This is a genomic window from Methylobacterium sp. 142-1Y, assembly GCF_057747795.1.
On record NZ_CM173224.1, the window covers coordinates 6,024,252 to 6,037,179 of the forward strand.

The 12,928-nt window shown below is 70.2% G+C and carries 12 protein-coding genes; 4 read left to right on the forward strand and 8 right to left on the reverse strand.

The features are described from left to right. Positions 1 to 13: 13 nt before the first annotated feature. Together AC3AOF_RS27605 and AC3AOF_RS27610 are read right to left on the reverse strand one after the other, a co-directional pair. Entirely contained in the window at positions 14 to 1,948 is a 1,935-nt protein-coding gene (locus AC3AOF_RS27605; RefSeq protein ID WP_488347071.1) for an AMP-binding protein, read from the reverse strand. Next, entirely contained in the window at positions 1,945 to 2,754 is an 810-nt protein-coding gene (locus AC3AOF_RS27610) for an ABC transporter ATP-binding protein (RefSeq protein WP_488347072.1), read from the reverse strand. Before AC3AOF_RS27610 ends, AC3AOF_RS27605 begins: the two co-directional genes overlap by 4 nt. Positions 2,755 to 2,946: 192 nt before the next feature. Between AC3AOF_RS27610 and AC3AOF_RS27615 the strand changes: the two genes are divergently transcribed. After that, complete coding sequence (locus tag AC3AOF_RS27615; protein WP_488347073.1) at positions 2,947 to 3,612, forward strand: TetR/AcrR family transcriptional regulator; 666 nt, start codon at positions 2,947 to 2,949, stop codon at positions 3,610 to 3,612. A 77-nt stretch (positions 3,613 to 3,689) separates the two neighbouring features. On the opposite strand, the gene AC3AOF_RS27620 is transcribed toward AC3AOF_RS27615, so the two are convergent. After that, complete coding sequence (locus AC3AOF_RS27620; protein WP_488347074.1) at positions 3,690 to 3,812, reverse strand: hypothetical protein; 123 nt, start codon at positions 3,810 to 3,812, stop codon at positions 3,690 to 3,692. Between the two features lie 138 nt (positions 3,813 to 3,950). On the opposite strand from AC3AOF_RS27620, the gene AC3AOF_RS27625 reads away from it, so the two are divergent. Beyond that, positions 3,951 to 5,627, forward strand: coding sequence for a methyl-accepting chemotaxis protein (locus tag AC3AOF_RS27625; RefSeq protein WP_488347075.1), 1,677 nt, complete (start codon positions 3,951 to 3,953; stop codon positions 5,625 to 5,627). Positions 5,628 to 5,675: 48 nt separating this feature from the next. Here AC3AOF_RS27625 and AC3AOF_RS27630 read toward each other — a convergent pair whose 3' ends face one another. Then, entirely contained in the window at positions 5,676 to 6,866 is a 1,191-nt protein-coding gene (locus tag AC3AOF_RS27630) for a phenylacetate--CoA ligase family protein (RefSeq protein WP_488347076.1), read from the reverse strand. Between the two features lie 143 nt (positions 6,867 to 7,009). Between AC3AOF_RS27630 and AC3AOF_RS27635 the strand changes: the two genes are divergently transcribed. Together AC3AOF_RS27635 and AC3AOF_RS27640 are read left to right on the forward strand one after the other, a co-directional pair. Beyond that, a complete protein-coding gene (locus AC3AOF_RS27635) occupies positions 7,010 to 7,300 on the forward strand; it encodes a type II toxin-antitoxin system RelE/ParE family toxin (RefSeq protein ID WP_488349066.1) in 291 nt (96 codons plus the stop codon). After that, the gene (locus tag AC3AOF_RS27640) at positions 7,301 to 7,573 is read left to right on the forward strand and encodes a helix-turn-helix domain-containing transcriptional regulator (RefSeq protein ID WP_236987859.1); all 273 of its coding nucleotides are present in this window, start codon (positions 7,301 to 7,303) and stop codon (positions 7,571 to 7,573) included. 241 nt (positions 7,574 to 7,814) lie between these two features. Here AC3AOF_RS27640 and AC3AOF_RS27645 read toward each other — a convergent pair whose 3' ends face one another. Genes AC3AOF_RS27645 through AC3AOF_RS27660 form a run of 4 tightly spaced genes read right to left on the reverse strand, consistent with a single transcriptional unit; the run spans position 7,815 to position 12,749 of the window. Continuing rightward, on the reverse strand, positions 7,815 to 8,681 hold the full coding sequence (locus AC3AOF_RS27645) for an HpcH/HpaI aldolase/citrate lyase family protein (RefSeq protein ID WP_488347077.1): 867 nt from the start codon (positions 8,679 to 8,681) through the stop codon (positions 7,815 to 7,817). Between the two features lie 4 nt (positions 8,682 to 8,685). Further along, positions 8,686 to 9,180 carry a MaoC family dehydratase gene (locus AC3AOF_RS27650; RefSeq protein WP_236987857.1) on the reverse strand — a complete coding sequence of 165 codons (495 nt, stop codon included), beginning with the start codon at positions 9,178 to 9,180 and terminating at the stop codon, positions 8,686 to 8,688. Further along, positions 9,177 to 11,123 (reverse strand): acetyl/propionyl/methylcrotonyl-CoA carboxylase subunit alpha, encoded by a 1,947-nt coding sequence (locus tag AC3AOF_RS27655; RefSeq protein WP_488347078.1) that lies wholly within the window; start codon positions 11,121 to 11,123, stop codon positions 9,177 to 9,179. The genes AC3AOF_RS27650 and AC3AOF_RS27655 overlap by 4 nt, the downstream gene beginning before the upstream one ends. 18 nt (positions 11,124 to 11,141) lie before the next feature. Further along, a complete protein-coding gene (locus tag AC3AOF_RS27660; RefSeq protein ID WP_236987855.1) occupies positions 11,142 to 12,749 on the reverse strand; it encodes a carboxyl transferase domain-containing protein in 1,608 nt (535 codons plus the stop codon). Positions 12,750 to 12,928 lie beyond the last annotated feature (179 nt).

The following is a 12,928-nucleotide window of genomic DNA, read 5'->3' on the forward strand; positions in this document are numbered from 1 at the left end:
GGCCTCAAGGCCCCTATTCGGCGGCGGCGAGGGTGGCGGGGGCCGCCGTGAGGTCGATCACCGGCAGGGTGGTGCGGATGCGCTGCGTCGTGCCGTCCTGGAACCGGATCACCGTATCGACCCGGTAGCTCGGCGCCCCGGCATAGATCGTGTCGATCAGGTCGCCGTATTTCTCGTTGATGACGCCGCGGCGAACCTTGCGGGTGCGGGTCAATTCGCCGTCATCGGCGTCGAGCTCCTTGTAGAGGAGCACGAACTTCGCGACGCGCTGCACGTCGGTCAGGCCCGCATTGACCTTCTCGACCTCCCGGCGGATCAGCTCGATCACCGCCGGCTTCGCGGCGAGGTCGGAATAGGTGGTGAAGGCGATGCGGTTCTTCTCGGCCCATTTGGCGACGACCGCGTAGCGGATGCAGACCAGGGCCGCGAGATATTCACGCCCGGCGCCGAGGATCACGGCTTCGGCGACGTAAGGGCTGAACTTCAGCTTGTTCTCGATGTATTGCGGCGAGAAGCGCTCGCCGTGGACGTTGACGGCGAGGTCCTTGATCCGGTCGATGACGACCAGTTCGCCCTTCTTGTCGACGTAGCCGGCGTCGCCCGTGTGCATCCAGCCGTCGCGCACGTCGCTCGGGGTGTTGGCATCGGCCTTGTAGTAGCCGTGGAACATGTTGGCGTGGCGCGCCAGCACCTCGCCGATGCCGTTGCGGTCGGGATCCAGCACCCGGATCTCGATGCTGTCGTCGAAGGGCACGCCGACCGTGTCGAAATCGACCGTCTCGCCCCGGTGCAGGGTGTAGGCGCCGAGCGTCTCGGTCTGGCCGTAGAGCTGGCGCAACGGCACGCCCATGGCGCGGAAGAACCGGAACGTGTCGGGGCCGAGCGCCGCCCCGCCGGTCGCGGCGGAAGTGAGCCGCGTGAAGCCGAGGCGATCGCGGAGCGCCCGGAACAGCAGGGCCTCGGCGGCGCCCGAGCGCGTGCCCCTGTCGAGGGCCGAGAGGCCCATCCTCATGCCGCGCTCGTAGAGGGCGCGCTTGAAGGGCGAGGCGTCCATCATCCGGGCGCGCACGTCGGCGGCCACCGCCTCCCAGACCCGGGGGGCGAAGAGCACGAAGGTCGGGGCGATCTCCCGGAAGTCGTGCATGAGCGTGTCGGCATCCTCGACGAAGTTGACCTTCATGCGAGAGAGGAGCGCCTGACCCAGCGCGTAGACCTGCTCCATGATCCAGGGCAGCGGCAGCACCGAGACGTAATCGTCCTGCGGCCCCTTCGGGTCGGCGGCGAGGTAGCGGGCGCAATGGCGCAGGACCCGGCCACCGCTCAGCATGGCGAGCTTCGGCCGCGCCGTGGTGCCCGACGTGGTGCAGAGGATCGCCACCGCCTCGGCGTCGGTCGCATCGACCATCCGGTCGTAGAGGCCGGGATCGGCGTCGTGCAGGGCCTCGCCCCTCGCGGCGAGCGCATCGGCCGAGATCAGCCGCGGATCGTCGTATTTGCGCATCCCGCGGGGATCGCAGAACACGATGTGGCGCAGGCTCGGCACCTGATCGGCGAGGTTCAGGAGCTTGTCGACCTGCTCCTCGTCCTCGGCGATCACCGCCTTCACCTCGGCGAAGGCCAGGAGATACTGGACCTCGTCCTCGAGCGCGTCGCGGTAGAGGCCGAGCGACAGGGCGCCGAGCGCGTGGGCGGCGATCTCGCCGGCCACCCAGTCGGGCCGGTTGTCGCCGATGAGCCCGACCACGTCGCCGCCATCGATCCCGAGATCGGACAGGCCGAGCGCGAAGGCGCGGGTGCGGGCGTGGTACTCGCCCCACGTCGTCGGGCGCCACAGCCCGAAGATCTTCTCGCGGAGCGCCACCTCGCCCGGATGCGCGGCGGCGTTGCGGCGCAGGAGCTTGGGGAAGGTGTCGGCCTCACGGGCGATGGCAGAGAAATCGGTCGTCACGACGCGGCCCTCGCCGGTTCGGGAGCGGCCGGCTCCTCGTCTTCCTCGCCGAGATAGGCTTTTCGCACGTGCGGATCGGCCAGAACGGCCTCCGGTCGCCCGAGGGCGATGCGGCGGCCGAAATCGAGCACCATCACCCGGTGCGAGATATCCATGACCACGCCCATGTCGTGCTCGATCATCACGACGGTCATGCCGAACTCCTCGTTGAGATCGACGATGTAGCGGGCCATGTCCTCCTTCTCCTCGAGGTTCATGCCGGCCATCGGCTCGTCGAGGAGGATCAGCTTGGGCTCCAGCGCCATGGCGCGGGCCAGTTCCACCCGCTTGCGCAAGCCGTAGGAGAGGGTGCCGGCGGGCGCCTTGCGGTAGGCCTGGAGATCGAGGAAATCGATGATCTCCTCCACCCGGCGGCGATGCGCCAGTTCCTCGCTCCGCACCCCCGGCAGCCAGTAGAGCGAGCCGGTGACGAAGTTGTTGCGCATCAGGTGGTGGCGCCCGACCAGGATGTTGTCGAGCACGCTCATGTGGTGGAACAGCGCGAGGTTCTGGAAGGTCCGGCCGATGCCGAGCGTCGGGCGCTGGTTCGGCGTCGCCTTGGTGATATCGCGGCCGTCGAGCAGGATCTGGCCCTCGGACGGCTTGTAGCGGCCCGAGATGCAGTTGATCATCGAGGTCTTGCCGGCGCCGTTGGGGCCGATGATCGAGAACAGCTCGCCCTTCTCGACCGCGAAGCTGACATCCGTCAGCGCCTTCACGCCGCCGAAGCGCAACGAGATCTGGCGAACCGCGAGGGTTTCCGCCACGCCTGATCCTCCCTGGGATGGCGGCCGCGCTCGTGTCCGGCGCCGCTCTGCCTGTGGCGGATGCCCGGTATGCGTCCCGGTCATCCGCCTTGAAAATACGTTCGACTGTTTTTTTCCGAGCGTCAAGTGCTACACTGGCGCGACGAAAGTCGTGGGGCGGCAGGCCCCGTGAGGGTGGGGTTAGGGGCCAGCATGGCGCGTATCGCAGGCTCGTCGGGACCGCGGACCGAAGAATCCATCCGGCGGGCGGGGCTCAGGCTCATCGCCACCCACGGCTACGCCGCGATGAGCCTGCGCCAGCTCGCGGCCGAGGTCGGCATCCAGCAGGGCTCGCTCTACAACTACTTTCGCAACAAGCAGGAATTCCTGTTCGACCTGATCCGCGGCCACATGCTCGACCTGCACGCGGCCCTCGACGCGGCTTTGCTGGCGGAGGGCAGCGCGGAACAGCGGCTGACCCGGTTCACCACGTTCCACGTCGCCTACCACGTCGAGCGGCCGCAGGAGGTGTTCATCTGCTACTCGGAGTTGCGCAGCCTCGAGCCGGACAACCTCGCCGCCGTGGTGGCGATGCGGCGCGACTACGAGCGCAAGCTCGGCGACATCCTCGATGACGGCTGCGCCACCGGCGAGTTCCGCCTGGCCGATACCCGGATGGCGACGCTCGCCATCCTGGCGATGCTGTCGGGCATCTGCACCTGGTACAAGCCGGGCGGGCGTCTCTCGACGGACGGATTGCAGGAGATCTTCACCGGGATGGTGCTGGCGCTCGCCAGAGGCGAGACGCAGGCGCTCGCCCGCGATGAGGTCGCCGTGCCGCCGCGGCGGCGCGGGGCGCTCCGGGCGGGGATCGGGTAGGCGCGGGGATCGGCGACCGACCGTACGGATGATCTCTCGCCGTCGATCGCCAGTCTTCGGCTGGCGATGCCCCCTCGTCATGCTTGCGGGTCCCGTGCGTCCGCTGCCGCAACGGCATGGTCGACGCATTTGCGCTCGCGCCCTGCTTGTTTCACGTTCGATTCCGCCATGATTTCACGTTGTTTTTCGTCTTCTGCCATGACGATTTTTTTAGCGGCGTGCCAAAAACATCATCCGCCGGAATGCTTGTTACACGAACAGCATATACCGCCCATTCACGCTTTCCCGGCTATTTCGACGGGTAGTCCGGCGAGACCCGGAACCGGAGCGGCCTTTCGATGTTCGTGCTCACCCTCCCCCGCAAGTTCGCGCTCCTGATCGCGCTCGCAGGCTTGAGCCTGATCGCCCTGGGGGGGATCGCGCTCACCTACCAGTACGACGCGATGATGGCGCAGCGCATCGATCGGCTGTCGGTCATGACCGAGGCGGCGGCCAACATCGTCGAGCGCTACCGGCAGAAGGTGGACAAGGGCGAGATGGCCGAGGCGGCGGCCCGCGAGGCGGCGCTCGCCGATATCGCGGCGATGCGGCACGGGCGCGACAACTACGTCTACGTCAACGATGCCGCCGGAACGGTGGTCGCCCATCCCTCCGCGAAGGTGGTCGGCCGCAACCTGATGGGCATGGCCGATCCCACCGGCTTCCGCTTCGTCGCCGACGTCATGCCCCGCGCCAAGCGCGACGGCGTGGCGACTTTCCGCTACGTCTGGGCGCAGGAGGGCCAGGCCGCGCCGGTGCCGAAGATCGGACTGTTCCGCTACTACGCGCCGTGGGACATCTATATCGGCGTCAGCGAGTATGTCAGCGACCTGCGGGCGATGATCGTCGAGCAGGTCGAGCGCCTCGCCGTCGCCGGTCTCGTCATCATGCTGGCCCTCGGCGGCGCCTCGATGCTGCTCGTCCGCTCGGTGGTGCGGCCGATGGCGCGCCTGCGCGCCACGATGGGCACCCTGGCCGAGGGCCGCACCGACCTCGCGGTGCCGGAAGCCGGGCGGCGCGACGAGGTCGGGGCGATGGCCCGCGCCGTGCTGGTCTTCCGCGACAACGCCATCGAGCGGGAGCGCCTGCGCGGCGAGAGCGAGGCCGAGGAGCTGCGCCGGATGCGCCGCGCCGCGGCGCTGAACGAGCTGATCCAGGGCTTCGAGGCCTCGATCACCGGCGTGGTGGCCGGCGTCGCCGCCGCCTCGGGCGAGCTGCGCGGTACCGCCCAGGCCATGACCGCCACCGCCACCCAGACCGCGTCCCAATCCACCACCGTGGCGGCGGCGGCCGAAGAGGCCTCCGCCAACGTCGAGACCGTCGCGGTCGCGGCGGAAGAGCTCGGCGCCTCGGTCCAGGAGATCGGCCGCCAGGTCGACGGCTCGGCCCGGCTGGCCCAGGCCGCGGTGGTGGAAGCCGGGCAGACCGCCCGCCAGGTCCAGGCGCTGACCGAAGCCACGGCCCGGATCGGCGACGTGGTCGGGCTGATCTCGTCGATCGCCGCCCAAACCAACCTGCTCGCGCTCAACGCCACGATCGAGGCGGCGCGTGCGGGCGCGGCGGGACGGGGCTTCGCCGTGGTGGCCGCTGAGGTGAAGGAACTGGCCGGCCAGACCGCGAAGGCGACCGAGGAGATCACCAGCCAGATCGCCACGATCCAGGCCTCGACCGGCCAGGCGGCGGGGGCCATCGGCCAGATCACCGCGCGCATCGAGGAGATCTCGACGGTGGCGACCTCGATCGCCGCGGCGGTGGAGGAGCAAGGCGCGGCGACCCAGGAGATCGTGCGCAACGTCGCGCAGGCTGCCGCCGGCACCGGCGAGGTGACGGGCAACATCGCCGGCGTGGCAGGGGCGGCGGAGGAGACCGGCGCCGCGGCGAGCCAGGTGCTGGTCTCGGCCTCCGACTTGTCGCGCCAGTCCGAGCGCCTCTCGGCCGAGGTCGACCGCTTCCTGGCGCAGGTCCGGGCGGCCTGAGGACCGAAGGCCCTGGAACCCGGCCGGCCCGAGGGCCGCCCGGATCGCTCAGCCCACCGGCCGCTCGTCGGCGATGACCTTGCCGTCGTTCGGCAGGCTGCCGGGGGGAACGAGGGCGACCGTGCCGCGCAGCTTCGTCACCGCCCGCAGGGTCTCGGCCACGGCCTCGGCGAGGGCGGCCTCGGTCGTCCCGGCCTCGGCCCGCAGGGTCATGACGTCGGCCTCGTCGGCCCGGGTCACCACCAGGCGCAGGCGGCCGAGCTCGGGATGGCGGCGGGCGATCTCGGCGACCTGCTCGGGGCGCACGAACATGCCCTTCACCTTGGCGGCCTGGTCGGCCCGGCCCATCCAGCCGCGGATGCGGCCGCCGGGCATGGACGCCGTGAGGTCGCCCAGCGCGTAGCGGATCAGCGGCCGGTCGAGGTCGGGCACCGTGACGACGATCTCGCCGACCTCGCCCTCCGGCACCGGATCGCCGGTGCCCGGCCGGACGATCTCGAGGATCAGCCCGGCACCGATCAGGAGGCCCGGCTCTCCCGGCGTCTCGTAGGCGATGAAGCCGACATCGGCGGTGGCGTAGGCTTGGGCTGCGGCGATGCCGCGCGTCCGGAATTCGGCCTGGAGCGAGGGCGGGAAGGCGGCCCCGGAGACCAGCGCCTTCACGAGCGACGACACGTCCCGCCCGGCCTTCTGGCCTGCATCGAGCAGCACCTTGAGGAAGTCCGGCGTGCCGACATAGCCCGCCGGGCGGTAGGCCTCGATCAGGTCGAGCTGCTGCTCGGTATTGCCGGGCCCGGCCGGGATCACCGCGCAGCCCAGCGCCCTGGCGGCGGTATCGAAGATGAAGCCGCCCGGCGTCAGGTGATAGCCGAAGGTGTTGAGCACCACCTCGCCGGCCGTGAACCCCGCGGCGGCGAGCGCCGGGGCCCCGCCCCAAGGGTCCTCGCCCGCCCGCTGCGGCTCGAAGATCGGTCCGGGCGAGGTGAAGAGGCGTGGAAACGCCCCGGCCGCCCCCGGCACGTAGCCGCCGAAGGGCAGCGCCTCGCGCTGGCGCGCCGGCATCTCGCCCTTGCGCAGGACCGGCAGGCGGGCGAGCGCCGCCCGGTCGGTCACGGCGGCGGGGTCGAGGCCTGCGAGGTGGGCGGCGTAGGCGGGGGCCTGACGGGCGGCAGCGAGGGCGGCCGGGAGGCGGGCGAACAGGGTGGATTCGGGAGCCTGAGGGGCTTCGTGGCGTGGCATATGCGGCGTACTCCCTGAAGCCCGCGCGTTGGTCGCGCGGTGCGTCACGATTGAAACGAAGGATTCGCGATCACGGTACCGTCGGCGTCGTTGCCCGGCGATCCGAGGCCCGGCAAGCCGAGAGCGGCAACTGTCGCAACGTCATGACGCGCATACGGCAGCATTCCGAATTCGCGGCGTGGTTTTCAAGGCTGCGCGATGCGACGGCGTTCGCTCAGATCGCGAAAAGAATCGATCGGCTGGCGCTCGGGAATCCGGGCGACGTGGCACCTGTTGGCGATGGCGTGAGCGAAATGCGCATTCATGGCGGCCCCGGGTATGGAGTCTATTTCGTGCGTCGCGGCGAGGAGATGGTCATTCTCCCGTGCGGCGGTGACAAATCCTCTCCGCCGCGCGATATCCGCCGAGCGAAGGCCTTGGCAGCTTCTCTCTGAATGTCGATGGTGACGCCCATGACCGATGTCTTGCTCACCCCCTACGATACGGCGGACTACCTCGATAGCCCCGAACGGATCGCCGCCTATCTCGACGCCGCGCTCGCCGAGGACGATCCAGCCCTGGTCGCCCGCGCGCTCGACGCCGTCGCACGGGCCCGCGGCCTCGCTCGCGGCGAGGTGCAGGCGGGAGCGCCGCAACTGACCGCCGTGATCGATCTGTTGAACCGTCTCGGCCTCAGGATGAGTGTCGCCCCGCTCGAAGTCCCGTGAGAGGGCCGGCACCGCCACGGAGTCACAGGCCTAGGCGGTCGAGATCACGCGGATCCTGCATCAGGTCTGCATGATCATAATCAGTCTAGAGCATTTTCCGACGAAGTGGATACCGGTTCGTCGCAGAAAATGCGGCGAGATCAAAGACCTAGAGAGCTTCGCGATTGCAATGCGATCGTGAAGCGCTCTAGACGCCTCTCTCCTTCAGAACGGCGTCGAGCGCGGTGCGGGTCTCCCCGCCTCACCCCACCCGCGCCAGCAGCCGCTCCGCCCGGCGCAGGTGCGGCCGGTCGAACATCTCGCCGTCGATCCCGACCACGCCGACCCCCGGCGATTGCGCGAAGGCGGCCACGACCTGGCGGGCCTGGGCGAGGGCGGCCTCGGTCGGCGTGAAGGCCTCGTTGATGACCGAAACTTGCGCCGGATGGATCGCCATCTTGCCGACGAACCCGTCGCGGCGCGCCGCCCGGCACTCGCGCGCCAGGCCATCGAGGTCGCGAAACTGGGCGTTGATGGTGTCGATGGCGTCCACCTCCGAGGCGGCCGCCGCCATCAGGGTCAGGTTGCGGGCGAGCGCGAACGGGGCGGTCCAGGCACCGTCCTCAGCCCTGTTGGTCTCGGCGCCGATGTCGGCGGAGAGGTCCTCCGCCCCCCAGGTAATGCCGGAGAGCCGCGGGCTCGCTCCCGGCAGGCTCTGGAGCGCGAAGACCGCCCGGGCCGTCTCGGTGGCGATCGGCAGGATGCGGGTGGCGCCGTTCTCCAACCCGTATTCGGCCTCGTGGACCGCCAGACGCGCCCCGAGATGCGCCACGCTCAGGCCCCCCTCGGCCTTCGGCAGCATGATCCCGTCGGGGGCGTGCGGCATCACCGCGGCGAGGTCGTCCTCGGTGAGGCCGGTATCGAGGGCGTTGACCCGGACATAGAGTTTCGGGCGCGTGGCCCGATCCCGCATCCGCGCCAGGAAGCCGGCCGCGACCTCGCGGGCCTTCGGCTTCTCGGCGAGCGCGACGGAATCCTCCAGGTCGAGGATCAGGGCGTCGGCGCCGACCTCCAGGCCCTTCTCCTGCTTGCGGGGGGAATCGCCGGGGACGAACAGCAGCGAGCGCATCGTCTCAAGCCTCCGCCACCGGTCGCTTGCGCATCATCGCCTGGCGGCGGCATTCCGCCACCAGCGTGCCGTCCTGATTGTAGGCGCGGTGGACGAGGTCGACGATGCCGGCGGTCGGGCGCGAGCGCGATTCGCGCTTGGCGACGACCTCCGTCGTCACGCTCACCGTGTCGCCCTCGAAGAGCGGCGCGGGGAAGCGGGTCTCGGTCATGCCGAGATTGCCGATGGTGGTGCCGACCGTGGTGTCGTTGACCGAGATGCCGATCATCAGCCCCAGCGTGAACAGCGAGTTCATCAGGGGTTTGCCCCACTCCGTCTCGGTGGCGCAGAAATGCGCGTCGATGTGGAGCGGTTGCGGATTGAGCGTCATGTTGGAAAAAAGCATGTTGTCCATCTGCGTCACCGTGCGGGTGAGGCGATGGCGGAGCGTGGCGCCGACCTCGAAATCCTCGAAGTACAGCCCGCCGCGCGGGTGGGTCGAAGCCGGAATCGTGCTCACGCGGCGTCCTCCGTGGTCAGGGTGATCAGGCGGGCGCCCTCGGCGACCTGCTGGCCGGCTTGCCCCGCGACCTCGGCGACGATGCCGTCGCTGGGGGCGGTGAGCGCGTGCTCCATCTTCATCGCCTCGACCACCGCGAGGCGCTGGCCGCGCACGACCGTGTCGCCGGGGGCGACCAGCACGGCGACGAGGCGGCCGTGCATCGGCGCCTTGATGGTGCCGCCCTGGTCGATGTGGTCGAGATCGACCGCGAAGGGATCGGGGGGCTGAAGCGCGATCTGGCGGCCCTCGGCCAGCACCAGCACGCCGGGCGGCGCGTCGACCACCGTGACGGCGTCGGGCTCGAGACCGGCTTCGCCATAGTCCACTTTCGGCCCGGAGGGGCCCCAGTGCAGCACGGCTTCGGCCGGCTCGCCTTCGAGCACGAACGGCCACACCTGGCGCCGGGCCTCGCCGAGCTGGAACCCGTCCACCGCGTCCCAGGGCGAGCCGGTGCGCGCAGAACTCTCCCGTGCCACCAGCGCCCGGATCCCGGCCCGGATCGCGGCGTCGCGATGCGGGCTCGGCGCCGTCAGGACACCGAGGTCGCGGTCGATGAAGCCGGTATCGAAGCGGCCCTCGCGAAAATCCGGCGCCTCGGCGAGCGCCTTGAGGAAGGCGACGTTGGTCTTCGGCCCCGCCACCAGGGTGCGGCCGAGCGCCCCCGCCAGCCGGTCCAGGGCCTCGGTACGGGTGGCGCCGTGGGCGATCACCTTGGCGATCATGGGATCGTAGAACGGCGTCACCCGGTCGCCCGCCCGCACGCCGGTATCGACCCGGACCCCCTCCCCTTCCGGAAGCTGGAGCGCCCGCAAGGGGCCGGTCGAGGGCAGGAAGCCGTGATCCGGATCCTCGGCATAGAGCCGCGCCTCGACGGCGTGGCCGTGGATCGCGAGACCCGCCTGATCGACCGGCAAAGTCTCGCCGGAGGCCACGCGGAACTGCCACGCGACGAGGTCGTGGCCGGTGATCGCCTCGGTCACCGGATGCTCGACCTGGAGCCGGGTGTTCATCTCCATGAACCAGAAGCCGTCGGGTCGCAGGCCCTCGCGGCCGTCGGCGATGAACTCGACCGTGCCGGCGCCGACATAGCCGACCGCCTTCGCCGCCTCGACGGCGGCCCGGCCCATCGCCGCACGGACCTCCTCGGGCATGCCGGGGGCGGGCGCCTCCTCGATCACCTTCTGGTGCCGGCGCTGGAGCGAACAATCGCGCTCGAACAGGTGGACGGCGTTGCCGTGGCCATCGCAAAACACCTGGATCTCGACGTGGCGCGGCGAGAGGATGTATTTCTCGACCAGCACCCGCGGATCGCCGAAGGCTCCTCTCGCCTCGCGCTGCGCGGATGCCAGCGCGTCGGCGAAGTCCGCCGGCCCCTCGACCCGCCGCATGCCCTTGCCGCCGCCGCCGGCCACCGCCTTGATGAGGACGGGGTAACCGATGGCCGCCGCTTCCGCGGCGAGGAAATCCGGGTCCTGGCGGGCGCCGTGATAGCCCGGCACCACCGGCACGCCGGCCTCGGCGACGAGGGCCTTCGCCGCATCCTTGAGGCCCATGGCGCGGATGGCGGAAGCGGGCGGGCCGACGAAGACGATGCCGGCTTCCGCGCAAGCATCGGCGAAGTCCGGCCGCTCCGACAGGAAGCCGTAGCCCGGATGGATGCACGCGGCGCCGCTCGCCCGTGCCGCCTCCAGGATGCGGTCGATGCGCAGGTACGAGTCGGGCGCGGGCGCCGGGCCGATGCAACGGGCTTCGTCGGCGAGCGCGACGTGGAGGGCGTCGCGGTCGGCCTCCGAGTAGACTGCGATGGTGCGCATGCCGAGGCGTTTGGCGGTGCGGATCACCCGGCAGGCGATCTCGCCGCGATTGGCGACGAGGACGGAAGTGAGACGGCGTATGGTCATGACTGTCCTCTGGCGTCCTCACATCCGGAACAGGCCGAACCGGGTCTCCGGCACCGGCGCGTTGAGGCAGGCCGAGAGCGACAGGCCGAGCACCCGGCGCGTTTCCTCCGGCAGGATGATGCCGTCGTCCCACAGCCGCGCCGTGGCGTAGTAGGGCGAGCCCTCCTCCTCGAACCCGGCGCGGATCGGGGCCTTGAACGCCTCCTCCTCCTCCGGGCTCCAGGCGCCGCCACCGGCCTCGATGTTGTCGCGCCGCACGGTGGCGAGCACGCTCGCCGCCTGCTCGGCGCCCATCACCGAGATGCGCGAATTCGGCCAGGCGAACAGGAAGCGCGGCGAATAGGCCCGGCCGCACATGCCGTAATTGCCGGCGCCGTAGGAGCCGCCGACGATCACCGTGAGCTTCGGCACCGCCGCGGTGGCGACCGCCGTGACGAGCTTCGCGCCGTTCTTGGCGATGCCCCCGGCCTCGACCTCGCGCCCGACCATGAAACCGGAGATGTTCTGGAGGAAGATCAGCGGGATCCGGCGCTGGCAGCACAATTCGATGAAGTGCGCGCCCTTCAGCGCGCTCTCCGAGTAGAGGATGCCGTTATTGGCCAGAATCCCCACCGGCATGCCGTGGAGCCGGGCAAAGCCGGTGACGAGCGTGGTGCCGTAGAGCCGCTTGAACTCGTCGAACTCCGAGCCGTCGACGAGGCGGGCGATCAACTCGCGGGCATCGTACTGCTTGCGCAGGTCCGTGGGCACCAGGGCGTCGAGATCGCCCGCCGCGTAGGCCGGATCGACGGAGGCCGCGATGTCGAGGTCCGGCCGCTTGACGGTGTTGAGGCCCCCGACGATACGGCGCAGGATGGCGAGCGCGTGGGCATCGTCGGTGGCGTAATGGTCGGCGACACCCGACAGCCGCGCGTGCACGTCGGCGCCGCCGAGGTCTTCGGCGCTCACGACCTCGCCGGTCGCGGCCTTCACGAGCGGCGGACCGCCGAGGAAGATCGTGCCCTGGCGGCGCACGATCACGCTCTCGTCCGACATCGCCGGCACGTAGGCGCCGCCGGCGGTACAGGAGCCCATCACGCAGGCGATCTGCGGGATGCCGGCGGCCGACATCTGCGCCTGGTTGTAGAAGATGCGGCCGAAATGCTCGCGGTCGGGGAACACCTCGGTCTGTTGCGGCAGGTTGGCGCCGCCGGAATCGACGAGGTAGAGGCAGGGCAGCCGGTTCTGGAGCGCGATCTCCTGCGCCCGCAGGTGCTTCTTCACCGTCAGCGGGTAGTAGGTGCCGCCCTTGATGGTGGCGTCGTTGCAGACCACCATCACCTCGCGGCCGGCGACCCGGCCGATGCCGGTGATGATCCCGGCGGCGTGGATCTCCTCGCCGTAGAGTCCGTGGGCGGCGAGCCCCCCGACCTCCAGGAAGGGCGAGCCCGGATCGAGCAGGCGCAGGACCCGGTCGCGGGGCAGGAGCTTGCCGCGGGCGACGTGGCGCTCGCGGGCCCGCGCCGGCCCGCCGGCGGCGGCCTTGGCGCGTTGAGCCTTCAAGGTGGCGCGCAGATCGGCCCAGGCGGCACGGTTCTGCTCCGCCGCCCCGGAGGTGAGGTCGGCGCTGGTGGGGATGACCGGCATCGGCTTCAGAACCTCGGAGCCTGTGTGAGCGGCTTGATCTGACGAGAGCTGAACATCATTCGGCGTCTCCACCCTCTCACCTCATCCTGAGGTGCCCGCGAAGCGGGCCTCGAAGGAGGCCTCCAGAGATCGCCGCGTCTTCTGGAAGCCTCCTTCGAGGCTCACTGCGTTCGCACCTC

Excerpts from the sequence above, each read along its gene's own strand:
- AC3AOF_RS27635 (WP_488349066.1), top strand. The coding sequence starts at position 7,010 with ATGACGCGCATACGGCAGCATTCCGAATTCGCGGCGTGGTTTTCAAGG.
- AC3AOF_RS27630 (WP_488347076.1), bottom strand. The coding sequence starts at position 6,866 with ATGCCACGCCACGAAGCCCCTCAGGCTCCCGAATCCACCCTGTTCGCC.
- AC3AOF_RS27640 (WP_236987859.1), top strand. The coding sequence starts at position 7,301 with ATGTCGATGGTGACGCCCATGACCGATGTCTTGCTCACCCCCTACGAT.
- AC3AOF_RS27655 (WP_488347078.1), bottom strand. The coding sequence starts at position 11,123 with ATGACCATACGCCGTCTCACTTCCGTCCTCGTCGCCAATCGCGGCGAG.
- AC3AOF_RS27620 (WP_488347074.1), bottom strand. The coding sequence starts at position 3,812 with ATGGCAGAAGACGAAAAACAACGTGAAATCATGGCGGAATCGAACGTG.
- AC3AOF_RS27615 (WP_488347073.1), top strand. The coding sequence starts at position 2,947 with ATGGCGCGTATCGCAGGCTCGTCGGGACCGCGGACCGAAGAATCCATC.
- AC3AOF_RS27625 (WP_488347075.1), top strand. The coding sequence starts at position 3,951 with ATGTTCGTGCTCACCCTCCCCCGCAAGTTCGCGCTCCTGATCGCGCTC.
- AC3AOF_RS27660 (WP_236987855.1), bottom strand. The coding sequence starts at position 12,749 with ATGCCGGTCATCCCCACCAGCGCCGACCTCACCTCCGGGGCGGCGGAG.
- AC3AOF_RS27645 (WP_488347077.1), bottom strand. The coding sequence starts at position 8,681 with ATGCGCTCGCTGCTGTTCGTCCCCGGCGATTCCCCCCGCAAGCAGGAG.